The sequence below is a fragment of the Serratia sp. H1w genome, from assembly GCF_000633355.1.
GTDB lineage: Bacteria > Pseudomonadota > Gammaproteobacteria > Enterobacterales > Enterobacteriaceae > Chania.
On the sequence record NZ_AYMQ01000046.1, the window covers coordinates 99,216 to 119,034 of the forward strand.

Sequence of the window (19,819 nt, forward strand, 5' to 3'; positions counted from 1 at the left end):
CAACAGACAGCGCGCAATAGCGGCGTCTTACCTTGATAACGGCGAAGACTCGAGATGACGAGCAGATTTTTAGACGTTTTCCCCCCGCTCAACTCCTGGTAGCTATCACCGAAGGATGCAGGGAAAAATGGAGGTTTAGTCCGGCAATGGGGGTCAAGTTAAACGTTTATAGTGCCAAAAGGCAATACGTAGGACGGAAAGCAGAGTGATCGTCCAGATAATATCTCGCATCCAGTCGAACATAGGGGTTATCAATAAATACGCCCTACATGATTTGTATTATTTTTGCACACATCACTCACGAAATGTGAAACAACTGGTTACAAAGCGCATGCAAACACCAATAAACCACCATAAAACGCGCGGTATGCGCTCAAATATCGCCCTTACTCCAGCCCCAGAAGTGCACGGGTTTTGAGCAACGTAGCCGGAGGTAACGGCAGATAACCGTCGTGATTAACCAGAGCTTGCCCCTGCGCAGACAGCACACGATCGAGGAATGCTGCCGTCAGAGGTTCCAGCGGCTGATTGGGGGCTTTGTTAATATAGATATACAGATAGCGTGCCAACGGATAGTTGCCGTTGCGCACGTTGGTTTCGCTGGGCTCAATATAACGGTCACCCGTTTCAGCCAGCGGCAGCAACCGCACCCCGCTGGCACGAAAACCGATGCTGGCATAGCCAATACCGTTTAACGATCCGGCCACCGCCTGTACCACCGAGGCCGAGCCCGGCAGTTCATTCACCCGCGCCATAAAATCACCGCCGCATAACGCGCGCAGTTTGAAATACCCATAGGTACCCGAAGCGGAGTTGCGGCCAAAACGTTGCAGGGCGCGCTGCTGCCAACTGCCTTGTAGCCCCAGTTCGCCCCAGCGGTTAATTGGCGTATTTTCCCCGCAGCGGCGGGTCGCGGAAAAGATTTGATCCAACTGTTGCAGATTCAATCCACGCAGCGGATTGTCCTGATGCACCAACACCACCAACGCATCGACCGCGACCGGCACCGCCAATGGCGCATAGCCATAGCGATGCTCAAATGCCGAGACCTCCGCCGCCTTCATCGGCCGGCTCATCGGGCCAAGCTGTGCCGCCCCTGCCGCCAAAGCGGTGGGTGCCGTTGAGGAACCGGCAGCCTGTAATTGCAGATTAACGTTGGGATAGTGTCGGCTGAAATCCTGTCCCCACAGCGCCATCAGGTTGGCCAGGGTATCTGAACCTACACTGGACAGGTTGCCGGAGAGCATGCCGTCCGGTGCGGCCACGGCCCCTCGGCCAACCGATAACAGCAGGCAAAATAGCAAAGCTTGGGTAAATCGGTTCATCGCGGGGTTACCTGTTAATTTTTCACCGCATTCTCTGATAAAGCCGCGGGAACAATCAACCGGTTAGGCAAGGTAAAGATAAAACGGGTGCCCATCCCCGGCTCGCTGAGGATCTCCAGCCGTGAATCGTGATGGCTGAGCGCATGCTTGACTATGGCTAACCCCAGCCCACTGCCGCCGGTCTGTCGCGAACGCGCCTTATCAACCCGATAGAAGCGTTCGGTCAGGCGCGGGATATGTTCAGGACCAATTCCCGGCCCGTTATCGCTGACCTGGAACTGCGCCCCCTGCGGCGTCTGCTGCCAGCTCACTTCGATGTTGGTACCCGCTGGCGTATGGTTGACCGCGTTGTACACCAGGTTGGAAACCGCGCTGCGCAGTTGATCCTCATTACCAAACACCTCCAGGTTTTCGTTCACCCGGAAGTTAATCTGATGATTGCCGCCGCTGAGCGATTGCGCCTCACGCTGCAACACTCGCAGCATCAACGGAATATCCACCTTCTCGTTCATATCCACGTTTGGCGCGGCTTCAATCCTGGAGAGCGTAAGCAGCTGCTTCACCAGCCCATCCATACGTTTGGTCTGCTCTTGCATGGTACCCAGCGCTTTGCCACGCAGCGAACCATCCAGCTCTTCGTCGCTCATCATCTCCAGGTAGCCTTGCAACACCGTCAGCGGCGTGCGCAACTCATGGCTGACGTTGGCGAAGAAGTTACGTCTGGCCCCTTCCAATTGACGCATCTGGGTGACATCGCGGGCCACCATCAGCAGTTGGCCTTCGGAATAGGGCATGATACGGAATTCGACAAAGTGCTCGTTATTCAGCTGTAGCGTCAGCGGTCTGGTAAATTCCTGCCGTTGCAGATAGTGGCTGAATTCGGGGTAACGCAGCAGGTTGAGAATGTGCTGGCCATTATCTTCCGGCCAACGAAAGCCCAGCAGATGTTGTGCCAGACCGTTACACCAGAAGATATTACCCTCAACAGTGGTCATCACCACCGCATCCGGCAAAGATTCGGCTCCGCTGCGAAAGCGTTTGATCAATAGCGCCAGCTCACGGCGGCGGCGGCGGTTACGCTGCTGCATCTGATACAGACCGTAGAACAGCGGTTCCCAGCTCCAGCGGCCTGGCGGTGGCGTCATGCTGCGATCCACCCACAGCCAGTGAGAAAGTTTGAGTTGGTTATAGAAGTTCCAGACCAGTGCAGCCAGTACGGAAATCAACAACAGCCAGGGCAGATAACCGAAAATCAGCCCCAGCAATAAAGCAGGCAAACAAAAAAGGGCCAGCTCCAGCGCCAGCCTCTTCCACGATAAACGTTCTAGCACGGTAACCCCTTCAGCGCAGTGCGACTAGTAGCGCGTCGAGAACCGATAACCGGTGCCGCGAACGGTTTGAACCATCTTGTCATGACCAGTGGTCTCCAGCGCCTTACGCAGCCGGCGGATATGCACATCAACGGTGCGGTCTTCCACATAAACGTTAGTGCCCCAGACGTGATTAAGCAACTGTTCACGGCTATAAACACGCTCCGGATGAGTCATAAAGAAGTGCAGCAGTTTGAACTCGGTCGGCCCCATATCCAGCGCCTGCTCATTGGCCATCACCCGGTGCGAGGAAGGATCCAGGCTTAGCCCCTGCATTTCAATCACTTCTTCTACGGCCATCGGTGAAATCCGGCGCATCACCGCCTTGATACGTGCCACCAGCTCCTTGGGTGAGAAAGGTTTGGTGATGTAATCATCCGCCCCGACCTCCAGGCCACGTACCCGGTCTTCTTCTTCACCGCGCGCGGTCAGCATCATCACCGGAATATCCCGGGTCATCGCCTCGCGCTTCATATGCTTGATAAACTGGATCCCGGAACCGCCGGGCAACATCCAGTCCAGTAACACCAAATCAGGGAACGGCTCAGACAGGCGCGTAACGGCACTGTCATAATCCTCGGCTTCCAACGGTTGGTAACCATTCTGTTCCAACACAAAGCACACCATCTCACGGATCGGCGCTTCGTCTTCCACCACCAGTATGCGTCTTGCCATCGTCAATCCTGCCAATGTGTTAGCGATCTCAGTTGATTGCGGTCGCCATTATGCGTCAGTTTTGTGACACTTTTATGAAAAAAAAGCCTCATGGATGGCAGTAAGCATAGTGATTATTTCTAACGAGCCACAAAAATCATTCTGCCCTCTGCTTGATTGTGCCACGACAGGAGGGCTCCCCCCCTTTATAATCGTCGCCATTATGTTGTCGCCCTGGGAGTTTTATGCGCCTGATCCATACCTCCGACTGGCATTTGGGCCAGTACTTTTTCACCAAAAGCCGCGCCGCCGAGCATCAGGCCTTCTTACGTTGGCTGATCGAACAGGTGGAACAGCAACAGGTGGATGCGCTGATCGTCGCAGGCGATCTGTTCGATACCGGCTCCCCGCCAAGCTACGCCCGCGAACTGTACAACCGCTTTGTGGTGGATTTGCAACGCACTGGTTGCCAGTTGGTGGTGCTGGGCGGCAACCATGACTCCGTGGCCACGCTGAATGAATCGCGTGAGCTGCTTTCCTGCCTGAATACCACCGTGATTGCCAATGCGCAAAGCGAGCTTGAGCAGCAAATCGTGGTGCTCAACCAGCTTGATGGCCAACCTGGTGCCGTGCTCTGCGCCATCCCGTTCCTGCGCCCACGGGATCTGCTCACCAGCCGCGCCGGCGAGTCTGGCAACCAAAAGCAGCAGGCATTGCAAGAAGCTATCGCCGAGCATTACCACAACCTGTATCAGGCCGCCTGTGCGCGTCGCGATACGCTGGGTTTGCCACTGCCGATCGTCGCCACCGGCCATCTGACGACCGTGGGCGTCACCACCTCGGATTCGGTGCGCGATATCTACATCGGCACGCTGGACGCCTTCCCGGCCCAGGCGTTCCCCCCTGCCGATTACATTGCGCTGGGGCATATCCATCGGGCGCAGAACGTCGCCAAGTCCGAACATATCCGCTACAGCGGCTCGCCCATCCCGTTGAGTTTTGACGAGTTAGGCAAAGCCAAAAGCGTGTTTATGGTCGATTTTGCCGACGGTGCGCTGCAACAGATCGCGCCACTGGAAATCCCCACCTTTCAGCCCATGCAGTTGATCAAAGGGGATTTGCAGCAAATCGAAACCCAGTTGCAGCAGTTTGCCGACTATCAAGGTGAATTGCCGGTTTGGCTGGATATCGAAGTGGCTACCCAGGATTACCTCAGCGACATTCAGCGCCGTATCCAACAGTTAGCAGAAGATTTACCGGTGGAAGTGGTACTGCTGCGGCGCAGCAAAGAGCAGCGTAACCAGACCCTTGCCCAGCAGGATAAAGAAACCTTGAATGAATTGAGCGTCGGCGAAGTGTTCGAGCGGCGGCTGGCATTGGAAGCCGAGATGGCCGAACCGCGCCAGCAGCAAATGCGCCAAATGTTCCAGCAGGTGGTAGAAACCCTGCATCAGCATGAGGAGCCATCGGCATGAAGATCCTGAGCCTCAGGCTGAAAAACCTCAACTCGCTACAGGGTGAGTGGAAAATCGATTTTACGGCAGAACCCTTCGCCAGCAACGGTCTGTTTGCCATCACCGGCCCCACCGGAGCGGGGAAAACCACTCTGCTGGATGCCATCTGCCTGGCACTCTATCACCAAACGCCGCGTCTGGAAGTCAGCGCCAGCCAGAACGAATTGATGACCCGCCACACCGCCGAATCGCTGGCCGAAGTGGAGTTTGAGGTCAAAGGCGTCGGCTATCGTGCCTTCTGGAGCCAGCGCCGGGCGAAAAACGATCCGGACGGCAACCTGCAAGCTCCCAAGGTGGAGTTGGCGCTGCGGGAAGATGGCAAAATCCTGGCGGATAAAATCTCCGATAAAAAAGAGCTGATTGCCGCCATCACCGGCCTGGATTTTGGCCGTTTCACCAAGTCGATGATGCTGTCGCAGGGGCAGTTCGCCGCCTTCCTCAACGCCAAGGCCAACGAGCGCGCCGAACTACTGGAAGAACTGACCGGTACCGAGATTTATGGCCGGCTGTCGGCGCAGGTATTCGAACAGCACAAACAGGCGAAAACCGATCTGGATGCCTTGCATCACCGTGCCAGCGGAATTGAGCTACTCAACGATGAGCAGCGCCAAGAGTTGGAAAATCAACTCAACGGACTGGGTGCTGAAGAACTGCTGCTCAACCAACAGGCACAGAGGCAACAACAGCAACTGAACTGGCTGCAACGTTGGCAAACCCTCCAGCAGCAGACTGCTGATCATCAGCGGCAGTTGGCTGGCGTGCAGCAGGAGTTTCAGCAGGCCGAGCCGCAGTTACAACAATTAGCGCGCAGTGAACCCGCAGAGAAACTCCGGCCATTGCTCAATGAACGTAATCGCTGTCAGCAGGATCGCCTGGCGCTACAACGGCAGATCGAACAGTTGGCGCAGCAGCAACAGCGGCAATTGGCCGAGCTGACCCCGCTCCAACAACAATTGGAACAGGCTCAGCAAGCCAAACTGGCCCAGACGGAGCATCAACAACGGCAGCAAACGCTGATTGATGACCAGGTGCTACCGCTCGATCACCAGATCGCCCAGCTGCAAAATCAGCTGGCAGAAATGCGCAAGCAGCATGCGGAGAGCCAGCGGCAGAGCGAAGAACTGCGGCGTACGTTGGAACAGTTGACCGAAAGGCGCAGCCAACTGGCTACCCTGGCGAGCCAATACCGGGCTAAGCAGGTCGAACTGACGGCAGCGCTGGATCATCAGCTCCAGCAGCAAGCGGCGCTAGAGGTGCAATCCCCCGCGGAGAAACTGCGCCACCGCCAGACAGAACTGAGCGGCTTGCGCCCGGTACGTCAACAGCTCTCTAAACTGGCTTTGCTGTTCCAACAGAACCAACTGCGCCTTGAACAGCAACGGCTCGAATTTGCCACGCGCCAAAAACAGCTGACCGAGGTGGAAACCCAGCTCGATGCCGTTCGCCAGCAGTATAAACAGCAAAAAGCACATCAGACTGACGTTGAAAAAACGCTTGAGCTTGAAAAACGCATCGTCAGCCTGGAAGCCGAGCGGGCGCGACTGCAAACCGATGCCCCTTGCCCATTGTGCGGCTCCACACACCATCCGGCAATCGAACAGTATCAAGCCGTTAAACCGTCAGAAACGGAACAGCGCGTCACTCAATTACGCGCCCAAACCGACGAACTGCACACTAAAGGTACCGAGCTGCGTGCACTCAGCGAAAGTCTGAAAGAGCAACAGCTACGGCTGGAGACGCAGCTGAATCAGGAAGTTGCACAGCAGCAAAGCCATCTGCAAAGCTGGCAAACCCTCAGCGCCCCCTTGGCTTTCGACTTTACGCTGCAAGACAGCGCCCGGTTAACCGACTGGCTGGAAACTTGCGATAGTGAGGAACAGGCCGGTCAGCAACTTCTGCTGCAACACGAACGGTTCGCCAAGGCGGTACAGTTGGCGAAGGACGCCCTGAATGCCCTGCAAACCGAACAGCAGAGTTCGCAACAGGAAACGGCGCGACTGAATGAACGTTTTGAATTGCTTGAAAAAAACCAGCAGGAAACTCAGCGTCAGTTGGCGCAGTGGCAACAGCAGTGCCTGACGCATGAAGCCCAACTGCTGGAACAGCGTAACAAACGTATCGCGCTGTTTGGTGAGCAAGCGGTAGCCGAGGTCCGCGAGCAGTTACGCACGGCACAAGCTGCCGTAGAGAGCGCCTTACAACAGGCCACGGAGCAGTTGCATAAAGCGAAGGAGCAACGCGATCGGCTGGCCGGTCAGTGGCTCGGTTTGCAGCAACAGCTGCAACAGCAGACCGAACGTGAGCATCACGCCGAGCAGCAATGGCTACAAGCCTTGGCCAGCAGCACCTTCGACGATGAGGCCGCCTTTAACGCCGCCTTGCTGGATGACGGCGAACGTCTGCGCTTGCAACAGCACAAAGAGCAGCTGCAGGAGCGCCAGGTGCAGGCCACCACGCTGTTGGCGCAGGCCGTGCAGGCTCTGGAACAGCATCGTGTGGATCGCCCTGTGGATCTGGATGAAGCGCAGGTCAATACCGAGCAGCTTACTGCCGCAGTCAGCGAACTGGCGGATCGGCTGAAAACGCTACAGCTGCGCCAAGGCGAAGTGCGCAACCAACTGAGCAGCGATGCCGAACGTCGTCTCAATCAGCAGTCGCTGTTCGAACAGATCACCCAAAGCCAGCAGCAATACGACGATTGGAGCTTGCTCAACCAGCTTATCGGCTCCAAAGAGGGGGACAAATTCCGCAAGTTCGCCCAGGGTTTAACCCTCGATCATCTGGTGTATCTGGCCAACAACCAGCTTGGCCGTCTGCACGGGCGCTATCTGTTGCAACGTAAAACCAGCGATGCCCTGGAATTGCAGGTGGTGGACACCTGGCAGGCCGACGCGCTGCGCGATACCCGCACCCTGTCCGGCGGCGAAAGCTTCCTGGTCAGCCTGGCGCTGGCCCTGGCGTTGTCCGATTTGGTCAGCCACAAGACCAGCATTGATTCGCTGTTCCTGGACGAGGGTTTCGGCACGCTGGACGCCGAGACACTGGATACCGCACTGGATGCCTTGGACAGCCTTAACGCCACCGGTAAAACCATTGGCGTGATCAGTCACGTGGAGGCGATGAAGGAACGTATCCCGGTGCAGATTAAGGTGAAAAAGGTCAATGGGCTGGGCGTTAGCCGCCTGGACGCTCAGTTTCGCATCGAATGACCGCGACTGAGCACTACGTCAAGCGCTAACAACCGCCAGAAGTGTGATCGCGGCGACAGTACACAGTGAAAAGCATTGAGCGCAGGACAACAAGGTTTATCATGGTGCCAATAACAGGATTGTCACTGTGAATACAGGCAAAACCTGACCTTCGGGATCGCACCCGGGCGTCGGGTTTTTTCGTTTTCAGCGGGCCGGGAATAGCCATGAAAATCGCTAAAATACTTAATAATAATGTAGTGATTACGCTGAATGACCATCAGGAAGAAACGGTGGTCATGGGGCGTGGCATTGGCTTTAAAAAGAAAGCCGGGGATAGCTTGGATGAAAGCCTGATCGAAAAGGTCTTCACCCTCAACAGCGGCGAGATGAGCGAGCGCTACAAAGAACTGCTGGCGGAAATTCCGCTGGCCTGTGTCACCACCGCAGACAAGATCATCACCCTCGCCCGCGAGCGGCTGCCGGGTAAACTGCATAACATTGTCTACATCACGCTGACCGACCATATCCATTTTGCGCTGCAACGCCATGCTCAAGGGCTGGATATCAAGAACGCGCTGCTGTGGGAGATCAAAAAGCTCTATCCGAACGAGTTTGCCATTGGGCTGGAGGCGTTAACCATCATCGCCCAGCGCCTGGAGACCACGCTGCCGGAAGACGAGGCTGGCTTTATTGCCCTGCATCTGGTCAACGCCCAGCTCAATGACGAAATGCACAACACCCTGCATATCACCCGTGTGATGCAGGAAATCCTCAATATCGTCAAATACCATTTCCGCTTTGACTACAACGAGGAGGCGCTCAGCTACCATCGCTTTGTCACCCACCTGAAGTTCTTCGCCCAGCGGCTGCTAGGCAAGAACTACGTCAACAGCGACGACGATTCGCTGTACCAGGTGGTGAAGGAGAAATACCGAGAGTCATTCGCCTGTGCCGGTAAGATCAATCAGCATATCGAGAAGAGCTACCAGCATACGCTGACCAGTGAAGAGATGATGTTTCTGACCATCCACATCGAGCGGGTGCGCAGCGAAAGTGAAAAGGATTATGCACCGAAGGACTAAGGTTGGAACTGCTGACCTTCCCTAGCCGGGTGCACACGTAGGGGCGCGGCATGCTGCGCCCGGTTATACCTGCGGCCATAGCCAGGCAGCGCCACGGACGCCGCTGGAGTCGCCATGTATTGCCTTGCGGATCGGTGTTTCACACTCGCCGCCAAACACCCAGGTTTTCACCAGCGGTGGCACCGTTTGATACAGCCGATCCACGTTACTCATACCACCGCCAAAGACGATCACATCGGGATCAAAGATGTTGATCACATGTGCCAGGGACTTCGCCAGTCGCATTTCGTAGCGCTGGAGGGCTAGCTCAGCTACCGCATCCTTCTGCGCCACCAGCGCCATGATTTCGTAACCTTTCAGCGCCTGGCCACTCAGCCGGGCATAGTCGGTAGCGAAACCGGTGCCGGAGATAAAGGTTTCAATGCAGCCTTGCTTACCACAGTAGCAGGGCACCTCAGCACGAAAACGCAGTTCGTCCTCATCCAGCCACGGCAGCGGGTTGTGGCCCCATTCTCCGGATATTCCATTGCCGCCAGAGTGCACCTGACCGTTGATCGCCACCCCAGCGCCACAGCCGGTACCAATGATAACCGCAAACACGGTTTGCTTACCGGCAGCGGCACCATCGGTGGCTTCCGATACTGCCAGGCAGTTGGCATCGTTGGCCATCCTCACTTCGCGTTGCAGCATGGCCGAAAGGTCTTTATCCATCGGCTGGCCATTCAGCCAGGTCGAGTTGGCATTTTTTACCAGACCGGTAAAGGGCGACAGCGTACCAGGGATCCCCACGCCCACAGAGCCTTGCTGGCCCGTTTTTTCCTCCGCCAGACTGACCAGCCCGCAGATAGCCTCCAGCGTCAGTTGATAATCATCACGAGGCGTGGCGATACGATGGCGGAACAGCTCGGCCCCGTCGTTGGCTAACGCAATCACTTCAATTTTAGTGCCACCCAGATCGATACCAATACGCACAATTCCTCTCCCTAATTCAGCACGACAACAAACTTGCCGCCCAGTGTAGCGCATAGCCCGGCTCACGCCACGCTCAGCGAATGTGACATCAATGGCAATTCCAGCGAAACGCGGTAACGGACGCAAATCGACGGGAATCAGGCGATTTTTCAGCGTCAATTCGTTATTATGCCGCCCTGCTTTTGATGAATCTGCGTGCCAAATGCACGCCCAGCCTGGGATAACATTATGCTGTGGTTTAAGAATTTGATGGTTTACCGTTTGAGCCGCGACGTTGCGCTAACTGCGGATGAAATGGAAAAACAGCTCAGCGCCTTTGCCTTTACTCCGTGCGGCAGCCAGGACATGGCGAAAACCGGCTGGGTTTCCCCGATGGGCTCTCACAGCGATGCGCTGACGCACGCGGTTAACGGCCAGATCATGATCTGCGCCCGTAAAGAAGAGAAGATCCTGCCCTCGCCGGTGCTGAAACAAGAGCTACAGGCCAAGATCGAAAAGCTGGAAGGTGAGCAGCATCGTAAGCTGAAGAAAACCGAGAAAGATTCGCTGAAAGATGAAGTGCTGCACAGCTTGCTGCCACGCGCCTTCAGCCGCTTTAACCAGACCTACATGTGGATCGATACCGTTAACGATCTGATTATGGTCGATGCCGCCAGTGCCAAGCGTGCCGAAGATATGCTGGCGCTGCTGCGCAAGAGCCTGGGTTCATTGCCGGTGGTGCCGCTGACCATGGAAAGCCCGATCGAGCTGACGCTGACCGAATGGGTGCGCTCCGGTGAACTGCCAGCCGGTTTTATCATTCAGGATGAGGCTGAACTGAAAGCCATTCTGGAAGAAGGCGGCGTGATCCGCTGCAAGAAGCAGAACCTGATCAGCGACGAGATTGCCGTGCATATCGAGGCTGGCAAGCTGGTGACCAAGCTGGCGGTAGATTGGCAAGAGCGCATTCAACTGGTGCTGGCCGACGACGGCTCACTCAAACGCCTGAAGTTTGCCGATACCCTGCGCGATCAGAACGACGATATCGATCGTGAAGATTTTGCCCAGCGTTTCGACGCCGATTTCATCCTGATGACCAGCGAACTGGCGGCCTTGATCAGCAACACCATCGAAGCCCTGGGTGGCGAGGCTCAGCGCTAAAACAAAAGGGGCGCAACAAGTTGCGCCCACTAAAATACTAGAAAATTGGTAATCACGACAAATACCCTATGGATTTCAAATCGCAGTTAGGCACCAAGCTCACTCAGCCCCAGGAGCTTACTTTTAGTAAGTGACTGGGGTGAGTGAGTGCAGGTAACAACGCTGCGGCTTGAAAGACGACGGGTATTTTTACTTACTGAGATAACGACACAGATAGGCTGTCGCATCAGCAACCTGGACGTTGAATTCACTCTGCGCAGGCACAAAGAACTTCTCGCCTGGCGTAAATACCTGCCAATCCGGCGCGCCCGGTAACAACACTTTCAATGCCCCGGTGATCACCGTCATTTCTTCCGGCTGTGCGGTACCGAAGGTGTACTCACCCTCTTCCATCACCCCGACGCTGGTACGACCGATGCTGCTACTATCGTAACCGATAGACTTCACTTTCCCGGCAAAATACTCGTTCACTTTCAGCATAGACTGGCACCCGCGTAATCATCTTTGAGGAGTCTCCATATTGGGGGATGAAACCGGGTCTGTCACTGGTTTTTACTACGAAATGCGATCGCTACGCATGGCAAAACATGAGCGGGATCAAACAATGAGTTCAGCAGCCAGCTTGGCTACCAGCACGTTCGATAGCAGTACCGGTATTTTTAGCTTGGTCAGCAAAAAATCCCGCTGCTGTTGGTGATAGCCAATGCAGTCTAGCACCACCACTTCAGCCCCCTGTTGCAGCAGGCTCTGTGCGGCCTGCGCCAGGGTTGCCTTATCGGCCAAGTAGGGGCTGGCGACGGCAAAACAAGGTGGCGTGGCCAGTAGCTGCCATTTGCTGGCCTGTTCCTGGATCTGTTCCTTCACAGGCACCACAATACCAACCCTGTGTTCACCGACAATGGCAGAAATCAGCGGCGGTACAATATGGTCCGGCTCCAGCAGTAGCGCCGTTGCCGTACGTAAATGACCGAATTCGCCGGTGCAGAGCAGCATGATCACGTCACATCCCATCGCCTCCAACTCGGTGATTTTCAGTTGTAGTTCCTGCTCTACCTGCTGAGCAGAAAGCCTCACCTGAGCACCATTCAGCAATCGGGATACCAGCACTTTCTCACCCACCTGCGGGCAGTAACGCGCAGCGATCTGTTGTTCACTCATCCCATCCAGCAGCCCAACATGCATCATTTGCTCAAGCGGCAGATAGGTCGCTAACAGCGGCATGATGTCACTGCGTGGAGCCTGGCCAATGGTCAAGGTGGCAAATGATGCGTTCATCGCATTATTTCCTCTGTTGCAGATGGCTCAGGCTGCCGTAGAGCGCCAACAGGCGATCATAGTCGGCGGCATCGAAGAAGCTACAGGTTCCGCGCCCGAACTCCTTTGCCACTTCCACGGCAAATTTTACCGCCAGCGCGATGTCTACCTCATGGCTGGCCCCGGTGCCACAACCCGGTACGACCGACTCGGTGCAGATGGCTACGCCTACGACCGGCGCGGCCGTCGCAGTGGAGGGCTGCAAGATACTGTTAAGATGGTGCACACCGTTGCCATAAGGCGTGATGTCTTGCGTCGTGATCGGGAAAGTCACCGCCGGGCGGCCACTGGTCATCTCCATGATGCGCAACAGATCTTCCGACACCCGCAGGATGTAGCCCTGTTTCACCGTTGGTGACAGCGCATAGCCCTTGTGATTGATGATGCGATTCCCTTTAGTGGTATCAATCGACAAAATGGCATCCGCTTGCGGCACCACTTCGTTGTCGTTCATCGTGACGTCATCGATCGGCGAGTCCATAAAATCGACCGGATCGTGTGGGCGAGTCGGCGCATTGGGGCAAATATGGGTGGTAACAACGACATCCCCAGCTAGCACATCGCCTTTGCGCTGCATTTCTGCCAGCTTCAGGGCGCTGGCGATCGCCGCAATAGCGCCGTCACCGTCAGAAACCAGGCCGATACGTGTTGGCCGCGCCCCAATGCCGCCCAATCTGCCAATGATCCCCAGCGTGGGCGCATTGCCACCGGATAACTTGCCTGCACTGCCGGGGATTTCAATACGGACAAAATCCGTGGTGCCCTTGTCACCGCTGACGCGAAGAGTGCTAGCCAATACCTGCGGATAATCGGCAAACAGATCCACCACGTCCTGCCCCTTAACATAGGCATTATCAATCAGTTCAAAGACCTGTAGCGTTTGTTGCAAACTCATAGTCATCCCTCGCAAATGTTGCCTGGTAGATTGTTGCCTCCCGCCATAGCGGGGATAGCGTTATTTTCCCTTGCTGGAAAAGATCGAGTTGAAGAAGTTGTACAGCGCATCACCAGCAATAAACCCGGCGGCCATAATTTCCATCGGCGTACGACCTTTATCTCCCCAGCGTTTAACGATCAGAATGCGCAGTGCGATCCCTACCAACACAGCCCAGCCTGCAAGCGCGTTGTTAATCAGCAACCCCGTGGCCAACAGCACGCCGAGTTGGCGCTTGGGCCCACCAATAAACTGCACGATGGCACCCGGAATGGCCCAAATCAGCAGGCTGGAGGCAATACCGGGCTGCACCCCAGCTTCGATGGTTTTGGCATACACCCGAGCCACCGGCGGGATCAGTTCCTGCAGGAAATAGCTGGTGTAAGAGAGGTAAACCACCGGGATCGCAATCACGAAGGCAATCATGGCGGCGATCAGCTGAATACGTCGCCCTAGCAGCTCCTGCTGTAAATTCTTGCCGTAGCCCCGCAAAATAAAGCCGGCTTTCAGATCAAAGCCCATATCGGCAAACGCCGGGCCGGTAGCCGCAGTAAAACCGGTGAGCACGCAAAGTGCTAACGGAGGGAAGCCAATTAAAATCCCGACGATCAGCGTAATAAGCGCCACCGCAAATGCCGGGAACCAGCCAGAATGCATCGCGGCAATCCCCACTATCAGCTCATGCACGAAGGCGGCAAACGCGGCATAAATCACAAACAGCAGCAACATGGTCAACGACATTTCGCTATATAACCCGCTGCCCAATGCCAGTAACGCGGCAATAGCAACATAGCCAACTGCCCCTAGCCCCAAGGCTTTGCGCACCTCGCTGTCTGGTTGGCTAAAGCTTGCCGCCGTCTGCTGGTTTTTATTGCGGATCACCTGTACGACCTGGATCAACGCCACCAGCCCTGCACCCACCATCACCCCATGTGGAATATAGTGCGCATTGATATCAACCCCGGTCAGCGGTTGGCCATAGGCTCGCAGCAGCAGACCAACACCAAACATGCTCAGCGCCCAGATATTGCCGATAAACGCGGTGCCAAAGGCCGCCATCGGGATCTTCAGCATCGAACCGGCAATGCCCACCAATACACCAACGACCAATAGCCAGGCCTGTTTGCCACCGCGATCGCCCGCTTTGATGGCTTCCGCTGCCGCCACGCCTGGCGGCCAGGCATTGGCGGCGGGGAAAACCTTGGTATCAAACATCCGATACAGCAAGTAGGCATCCAACAGCATGGCGACAGCCACGCCGCAGAACATCGGTAGGATCAGTTGCGGCTGCCCCATGACATAAGGCACGGCAATCGGCATCAGCAGGCTGTTGGCCGCCCCAAAGGTGGCAGAGGAAATCACCGTCTGAGCCAGGTTCTGGGTGTGGATCGAACGGTAACGCTGGAACATCTGCAATGGAATGCGTGCCAGCAACATGGCAATCAGCGCACCGATAATCGAGGTATTGGGCGTCACACCCAACGTGGTGATCAGTTGCACGCCAATTATCGCGCCGATGATGGATAACAGCACCATTACCAATAGCGTACCGATATCTTTCAATGGATTGGTGGTTGTTTCTGGTTTCATAAATCTGCCCCGTGAATATCCCTACTTGATGGCGAAAATAATATTTCAGGCATAAGTTGCCGATAAAGTTCCATTATTCGGAACTCTAGCCGTTGAAATCTATTATTCAGTGCCTACCTTGGCTAAATTAATGACAGGGAAATGGCCCCTGGCATTAACCAATCAGCGAGATGCCCTGGTGTTGGCGCGCTAATTAAGCCTGTTAAAGATATGATTGACGGTGAGCTATTTGATCTGCTGCCAATATTCATCACCGAGCTTTGCTGCCAATTGCCGGGAAACTGCCATTAGTGCCTCGAGCACCTGGGGCGAATAAGGTTGCTCCTCCGTCTGCGAAGGGAAAGATAAACAGAGCCCCACGGTCTCACTGCGATGTTTGTTGATCACCGAAGTCGCCAGGGAGCTGATACCCGGCAGCGTTTCGTTACGGGCCAGCGACCATCCCTGTTGCCTGATCATTGCCAGTTTCTGCAGCAATTCCTCAAGCGTTTGGGGGGCATTTTTCGAGGCGACATGGTAGCCCGCATCAAAACGCTCGCGCACCTGTTCATCACTTTCCCGCGCCAGCATCGCACGCCCCACCGAGGTTTCTGCCGCCGGGGAACTGGTGCCTACTGGCGTCACCACTTGCAGAAAATGCCGGCCGGGTAAGGTGCGCATGACCCAGTTCTCTCGACCTTCCAGCTTGGAAATATAACCGGTACAAAAGGTCAACTGATTAAGCTGCATCATTGCCGCCGTTGCGCTCTCTACCAGCGGCGTTGACAGGTAATGACTAGCCACCCCCAGCAACATATAACCAATGTGATACTGACGACTTTGCGGATCGCGCTCCAATAGCCCCTGATTTTCCATCGTTTGCAGCAAACGGGAAACCGTACTTTTTGGCAACCCAAGTCGCTCGACGACATCAGTAAAAGAAATCCCCCCATGCCCATGGGTAATCTGCCGTTGAGAAAATAATTTTAACACCGCAGCAGCATTTTCTAATGTGGTCATGGCTCGCCTTGTTCCACTATATGGAACCTAGTTCCCAATCGATATTTAGCAACCTAAAACCCGTGCAACTTATCGTCAAGCGGTTTATTTTTATTGCGCGGCGAAATTACAGCGAATGATGCTTTAATATTGAAAATACTGCACAGATCGCAAAGTCATTTCCCGAGAAGGTTGGCACATGTCCGTTGCAAGGGATAAATACCAGCATAAGATGCCAATATTCATCAGGCCATCAGGACGGCCTTTGCTGCTGTTAGATATTGCGCAGGATATAAATGGCGAGGAAAGTCTCGAACAGAATAATGAAGATGGACCAAAATGCGGGGAAAAATCGGTCATAGTGGCTGACAAATTGGCGAAGTGTTTTCATAACCTTTACCGCTGAGGTCTCCCAGGGAGCAAAATATTGCCGATGCCCTAGGCTACGCCCCGCAGTTTATAAGCACAACGGACCTGAAAAAGTGAAGCCGGCGGATACCGGCCACTTTTTGTTACACCGCAGGCTATTCACCCAGGCTTTCATCCTCGTAACGCCGCTTGGCGTCTAACGCTTCCCGTTCGGTTTCATGTTCGCTGATCAGCGTATCGGGTTTGGGGTGGTCGGCCCGCAGCTCATACCAACGAACCTGCTTGCCTACTTCGCCCTTGTCTACGGCCACAATACGTGCCGTTCTCGGGTAGGGAGGTTTACTCGGCATAGTGCTCTCCTGTGTGGTTGCCTGGCGTTAAGTATAGACAAGCTTAACGGGCGTCGGGCGCAGCATGCGGCTATCGGGCGCAGCATGCGGCGCCCCTACGGCATAGAGTAGATTGGTCAGGAGAATCGTGGCACAAGAACTTGTGCCCAGAGAACGTTACTTTACCGCCTCGCCTTGCAAGACTGCCAGAATCTGCTCAACCACCTGCTGCGGATTAGCAGTGCCATCCATCACGTGGTGCGCAGCCTCCTGATAGAGTGCCTCACGTGCCGCCAACACCTCCAGCATTTCCTCGGCAATGGGTCGCCCGGTCAGCGTTGGGCGCTGGCCCTCTTCTGGAAATTCTGCCAACCGTTGCGCCAAGACGCTGGCTGGAGCGCGCAGGTAAATCACCGTGCCGTGCTGACGCATGAAGAGCCGGTTCTCTTCGGCCAGGATCGCCCCACCACCGGTGGCAACTATGGTTGACGGTTGTGTTACCGCTTGCAGGGTCTGGGTTTCACGCTGGCGAAAGCCCGGCCAACCCACCTGAGCGACCATTTCCGCCACGCTCATATGCGTGGTCTGCTGCATAAACAGATCGGTATCGATAAATCGATAGCCCAGCGCTTGCGCCAATGCACTGCCGACCGTGGTTTTTCCTGCTCCGCGAGCTCCGACCATAAAAATGGTTTGTGTCATTACGGGTTGTCCCTTAATACGGTGACTTGAATGCATTGGATGGCCTGCGAAATTCCCGACAGGTCGATCGAGCGATGGCATGGTAACTGCATCATACCGCCCTGAATCTGTATTTCAATCTTTACGATAGTGTAAATTCCATAGCACAGCGGCTAGAGGCAGCAAAACTTTGCCCTGCCTCCTGCGCCAGAAGATGTTGTAATTGCGTATCCAGTTGCGCGGTGGCAACACGGCGAAAGCCAAGCCGTTGGTAGTAAGGCGCATTCCACGCCACGTGCTCAAAGGTGGTTAGCGTTAACCGCTGCACGCCTTGACGCCTGGCCTGCTCGGCAACCTCTTCAATCAGCCGTTTGCCCACACCTTGCCGCTGCCAATGGGTCGCCACCGAAAGCTCGGCAATATGCCAGCTGTAGGGGAATGGCAGCACCGCAATAAAACCGACGATCTGCTCAGTTGGGTTAACCATCACCCATTCCCGTTGCCGATCAATAAAATCGGCGTGTTGTTGCGGGCTCATCACCTCACCTTCGGCGAGATGCTGCAACTCCGCCTGCTGGCGAAATAGCTGTGCGGCAGAACGTTCAACTGCCACCAGTTGGGAAATATCCTGCCGCTGCGCCAGACGTAGCTTCAGATTCATCACTGGCTCCTGGTTAACGGCCGGCCATTTAAACAGATTTTGCCGTAGGCAGAAATCACCAATAAACGTCATTACGCCCTATATGATAATTACTCTCATTTGATTATTCAATCAACAGAGGGGTCAACCGCGTGATACCGCGACAAAAAGTTAAAAATCGGTCGCAACGCTGTGACCTGGCAGGCTAAATTGGTATCACGACACAGGGGGAGCAAATATGACACAACAGATTGTTACGCTGACAGACTACCCGCACTTTGCCGACGTCTGCGCCGCCTGGGCCTTTGGCCAATGGGGCTCGCAACGTGGTGGTACGCTGGAACGTACCCGCCAACGCTTTGCCTTGTGCAGCAAACCCAGCGAGGATTTCCTGACGCTGCTGATGATTGATGGCGAACGCCCGTTGGGGATGGCCAGCCTGTGGCCAAGTGACGACCATCATCGCATGGATCTCTCCCCTTGGTTGGCTGGCGTGTTTGTGCACCCGGATCATCGGCGGCAAGGCATCGCTCAGCGCCTGGAGCAGGCGATCGTCAATATGGCTCAACAACGCGGCCACCCCGTATTGCATCTGATCACCGATCACAGCGAAGGGCTGTACGCCGGTTGGGGCTGGCAAACCATTGAACGCCGCCTGCAATATGACGGCGAAGTGGTGGTGATGGAAAAGCGGCTGTGATCAGCGCGGAGTACACACATAGACCAGCGCTGGGGGAAAATTACGCACCTCCAGCCGCCGCTGCCAGTGAAAGTAGCGCGAGAGCAGCTTCTCCGACAGATGGCTGTATTGGAACAGCACCAGCGTGCCGTTGTTGGCCCGTAAACGTTGCTGCGCCTGCTGCAGGATACGCACTCGGATCCTCAGCGGGATCGACAATAGCGGCAGGCAGGAAAAAATAACGTCGTAATCGCGTTCCAGCCTTTCCGCCGAATAAGCCATCACCCGCAGGCGACCATCATCAATCTGTTGCAGCGTATGAATGAAGCTGGTCTGAATTTCATAGGCATCCAGTTGAGCATCGGCTCGCATACGACCCAGGATACGCTTGGTCAGCACGCCGTCCGCCGCCCCCAACTCGGCAACCGACAGGACCTGCGTCCATTCGATCTGGTTCAACATCGCCTGGCATAGCCACGCAGAGGAAGGAGCCAATGTGCCTACGGTACGAGGGGAGGCCATAAATTGCTGGAGGTAAGAAAAGTGATGCTTTAGTTGCAGTCGCGTCGCATTTAACATTGAGGCCTCCATCATTTGAGTTCACCCAATGTGGACTGAATTTCTTAAGGTTTCATTAACCGTACTCCGAAAGGTACAGAGAGAGTTGTAATCAAATGCAACCAGACAGGAATAAATAGCCATAAAAAAAGGCTGCGATAATAATCAATCAATAGGCTAAATTAGCATTATTGGTCAGATTATTATCCGCAACCGTTTATTATTTCGGCCAACCTGGTTAGCCATTCAATTATTTACCATTAAGTAATTAACGATAAACCTCCGCAGTACCGCGCCAGTCGCTGGAATCCCCAGGATTATCCAGACCAATGACTCGATAATGTGTTGCGCCGTCTGCTGTCGCTTTCTGTTTCAACGCGTGGATGGCGTCATCCGGTGAGCCGCTGATACCGGAAACCGACACTACGCCGATGCTCTGCATGGTGCTGGCTTGGGCGCTATCAACCTGTTTAGCGCCGGTCAAGTATTCAATGTGTTG

The 19,819-nt window shown here is 55.1% G+C and carries 19 protein-coding genes; 5 read left to right on the top strand and 14 right to left on the bottom strand.

Features of this window, described 5'->3' with window-relative positions; translation table 11 throughout:
* Positions 1-386 precede the first annotated feature (386 nt).
* Genes U869_RS0109850 through phoB form a run of 3 tightly spaced genes read right to left on the bottom strand, consistent with a single transcriptional unit; the run spans position 387 to position 3,370 of the window.
* Entirely contained in the window at positions 387-1,325 is a 939-nt protein-coding gene (locus U869_RS0109850; RefSeq protein WP_025120304.1) for a PstS family phosphate ABC transporter substrate-binding protein, read from the bottom strand.
* Positions 1,326-1,339: 14 nt separating this feature from the next.
* Positions 1,340-2,656: a phosphate regulon sensor histidine kinase PhoR gene (phoR, locus tag U869_RS0109855; protein ID WP_025120303.1), complete on the bottom strand. Its 1,317-nt coding sequence runs from the start codon at positions 2,654-2,656 to the stop codon at positions 1,340-1,342.
* A gap of 24 nt (positions 2,657-2,680) precedes the next feature.
* On the bottom strand, positions 2,681-3,370 hold the full coding sequence (gene phoB / locus U869_RS0109860; RefSeq protein ID WP_025120302.1) for a phosphate response regulator transcription factor PhoB: 690 nt from the start codon (positions 3,368-3,370) through the stop codon (positions 2,681-2,683).
* A gap of 224 nt (positions 3,371-3,594) precedes the next feature.
* Between phoB and sbcD the strand changes: the two genes are divergently transcribed.
* The 3 genes from sbcD to licT all read left to right on the top strand — a co-directional run bounded on the left by sbcD (position 3,595) and on the right by licT (position 9,136).
* Positions 3,595-4,824 (top strand): exonuclease subunit SbcD, encoded by a 1,230-nt coding sequence (gene sbcD, locus U869_RS0109865; protein WP_025120301.1) that lies wholly within the window; start codon positions 3,595-3,597, stop codon positions 4,822-4,824.
* Positions 4,821-8,072, top strand: coding sequence for an exonuclease subunit SbcC (gene sbcC / locus U869_RS0109870; protein WP_025120300.1), 3,252 nt, complete (start codon positions 4,821-4,823; stop codon positions 8,070-8,072). Before sbcD ends, sbcC begins: the two co-directional genes overlap by 4 nt.
* 206 nt (positions 8,073-8,278) lie before the next feature.
* Positions 8,279-9,136, top strand: coding sequence for a BglG family transcription antiterminator LicT (gene licT / locus U869_RS0109875; protein WP_025120299.1), 858 nt, complete (start codon positions 8,279-8,281; stop codon positions 9,134-9,136).
* A 63-nt stretch (positions 9,137-9,199) separates the two neighbouring features.
* Here licT and mak read toward each other — a convergent pair whose 3' ends face one another.
* Positions 9,200-10,108 carry a fructokinase gene (gene mak, locus U869_RS0109880; protein ID WP_025120298.1) on the bottom strand — a complete coding sequence of 303 codons (909 nt, stop codon included), beginning with the start codon at positions 10,106-10,108 and terminating at the stop codon, positions 9,200-9,202.
* Positions 10,109-10,336: 228 nt separating this feature from the next.
* On the opposite strand from mak, the gene rdgC reads away from it, so the two are divergent.
* Entirely contained in the window at positions 10,337-11,248 is a 912-nt protein-coding gene (rdgC, locus tag U869_RS0109885) for a recombination-associated protein RdgC (RefSeq protein WP_021805520.1), read from the top strand.
* Positions 11,249-11,437: 189 nt separating this feature from the next.
* Here rdgC and ppnP read toward each other — a convergent pair whose 3' ends face one another.
* The 8 genes from ppnP to U869_RS0109930 all read right to left on the bottom strand — a co-directional run bounded on the left by ppnP (position 11,438) and on the right by U869_RS0109930 (position 18,104).
* Complete coding sequence (gene ppnP, locus U869_RS0109890) at positions 11,438-11,728, bottom strand: pyrimidine/purine nucleoside phosphorylase (protein WP_021180225.1); 291 nt, start codon at positions 11,726-11,728, stop codon at positions 11,438-11,440.
* A 117-nt stretch (positions 11,729-11,845) separates the two neighbouring features.
* Complete coding sequence (locus tag U869_RS0109895; RefSeq protein WP_025120297.1) at positions 11,846-12,523, bottom strand: AroM family protein; 678 nt, start codon at positions 12,521-12,523, stop codon at positions 11,846-11,848.
* A 4-nt stretch (positions 12,524-12,527) separates the two neighbouring features.
* On the bottom strand, positions 12,528-13,457 hold the full coding sequence (locus U869_RS0109900; RefSeq protein WP_025120296.1) for a DUF1177 domain-containing protein: 930 nt from the start codon (positions 13,455-13,457) through the stop codon (positions 12,528-12,530).
* 60 nt (positions 13,458-13,517) lie between these two features.
* On the bottom strand, positions 13,518-15,086 hold the full coding sequence (locus U869_RS0109905) for an OPT/YSL family transporter (RefSeq protein WP_025120295.1): 1,569 nt from the start codon (positions 15,084-15,086) through the stop codon (positions 13,518-13,520).
* Positions 15,087-15,311: 225 nt separating this feature from the next.
* Positions 15,312-16,085: an IclR family transcriptional regulator gene (locus U869_RS0109910; protein ID WP_025120294.1), complete on the bottom strand. Its 774-nt coding sequence runs from the start codon at positions 16,083-16,085 to the stop codon at positions 15,312-15,314.
* Between the two features lie 503 nt (positions 16,086-16,588).
* Positions 16,589-16,783 carry a YaiA family protein gene (locus U869_RS0109920; RefSeq protein WP_025120292.1) on the bottom strand — a complete coding sequence of 65 codons (195 nt, stop codon included), beginning with the start codon at positions 16,781-16,783 and terminating at the stop codon, positions 16,589-16,591.
* Between the two features lie 156 nt (positions 16,784-16,939).
* The gene (gene aroL, locus U869_RS0109925) at positions 16,940-17,464 is read right to left on the bottom strand and encodes a shikimate kinase AroL (protein WP_025120291.1); all 525 of its coding nucleotides are present in this window, start codon (positions 17,462-17,464) and stop codon (positions 16,940-16,942) included.
* A gap of 121 nt (positions 17,465-17,585) precedes the next feature.
* On the bottom strand, positions 17,586-18,104 hold the full coding sequence (locus U869_RS0109930; protein ID WP_025120290.1) for a GNAT family N-acetyltransferase: 519 nt from the start codon (positions 18,102-18,104) through the stop codon (positions 17,586-17,588).
* 217 nt (positions 18,105-18,321) lie between these two features.
* On the opposite strand from U869_RS0109930, the gene U869_RS0109935 reads away from it, so the two are divergent.
* Entirely contained in the window at positions 18,322-18,783 is a 462-nt protein-coding gene (locus tag U869_RS0109935) for a GNAT family N-acetyltransferase (protein WP_025120289.1), read from the top strand.
* Here U869_RS0109935 and U869_RS0109940 read toward each other — a convergent pair whose 3' ends face one another.
* The gene (locus tag U869_RS0109940; RefSeq protein WP_025120288.1) at positions 18,784-19,341 is read right to left on the bottom strand and encodes a class I SAM-dependent methyltransferase; all 558 of its coding nucleotides are present in this window, start codon (positions 19,339-19,341) and stop codon (positions 18,784-18,786) included. It abuts the gene before it with no gap.
* A gap of 247 nt (positions 19,342-19,588) precedes the next feature.
* Positions 19,589-19,813, bottom strand: a complete 225-nt coding sequence (locus U869_RS0109945) for a DUF1471 domain-containing protein (RefSeq protein WP_071998222.1) — start codon at positions 19,811-19,813, stop codon at positions 19,589-19,591.
* Positions 19,814-19,819 lie beyond the last annotated feature (6 nt).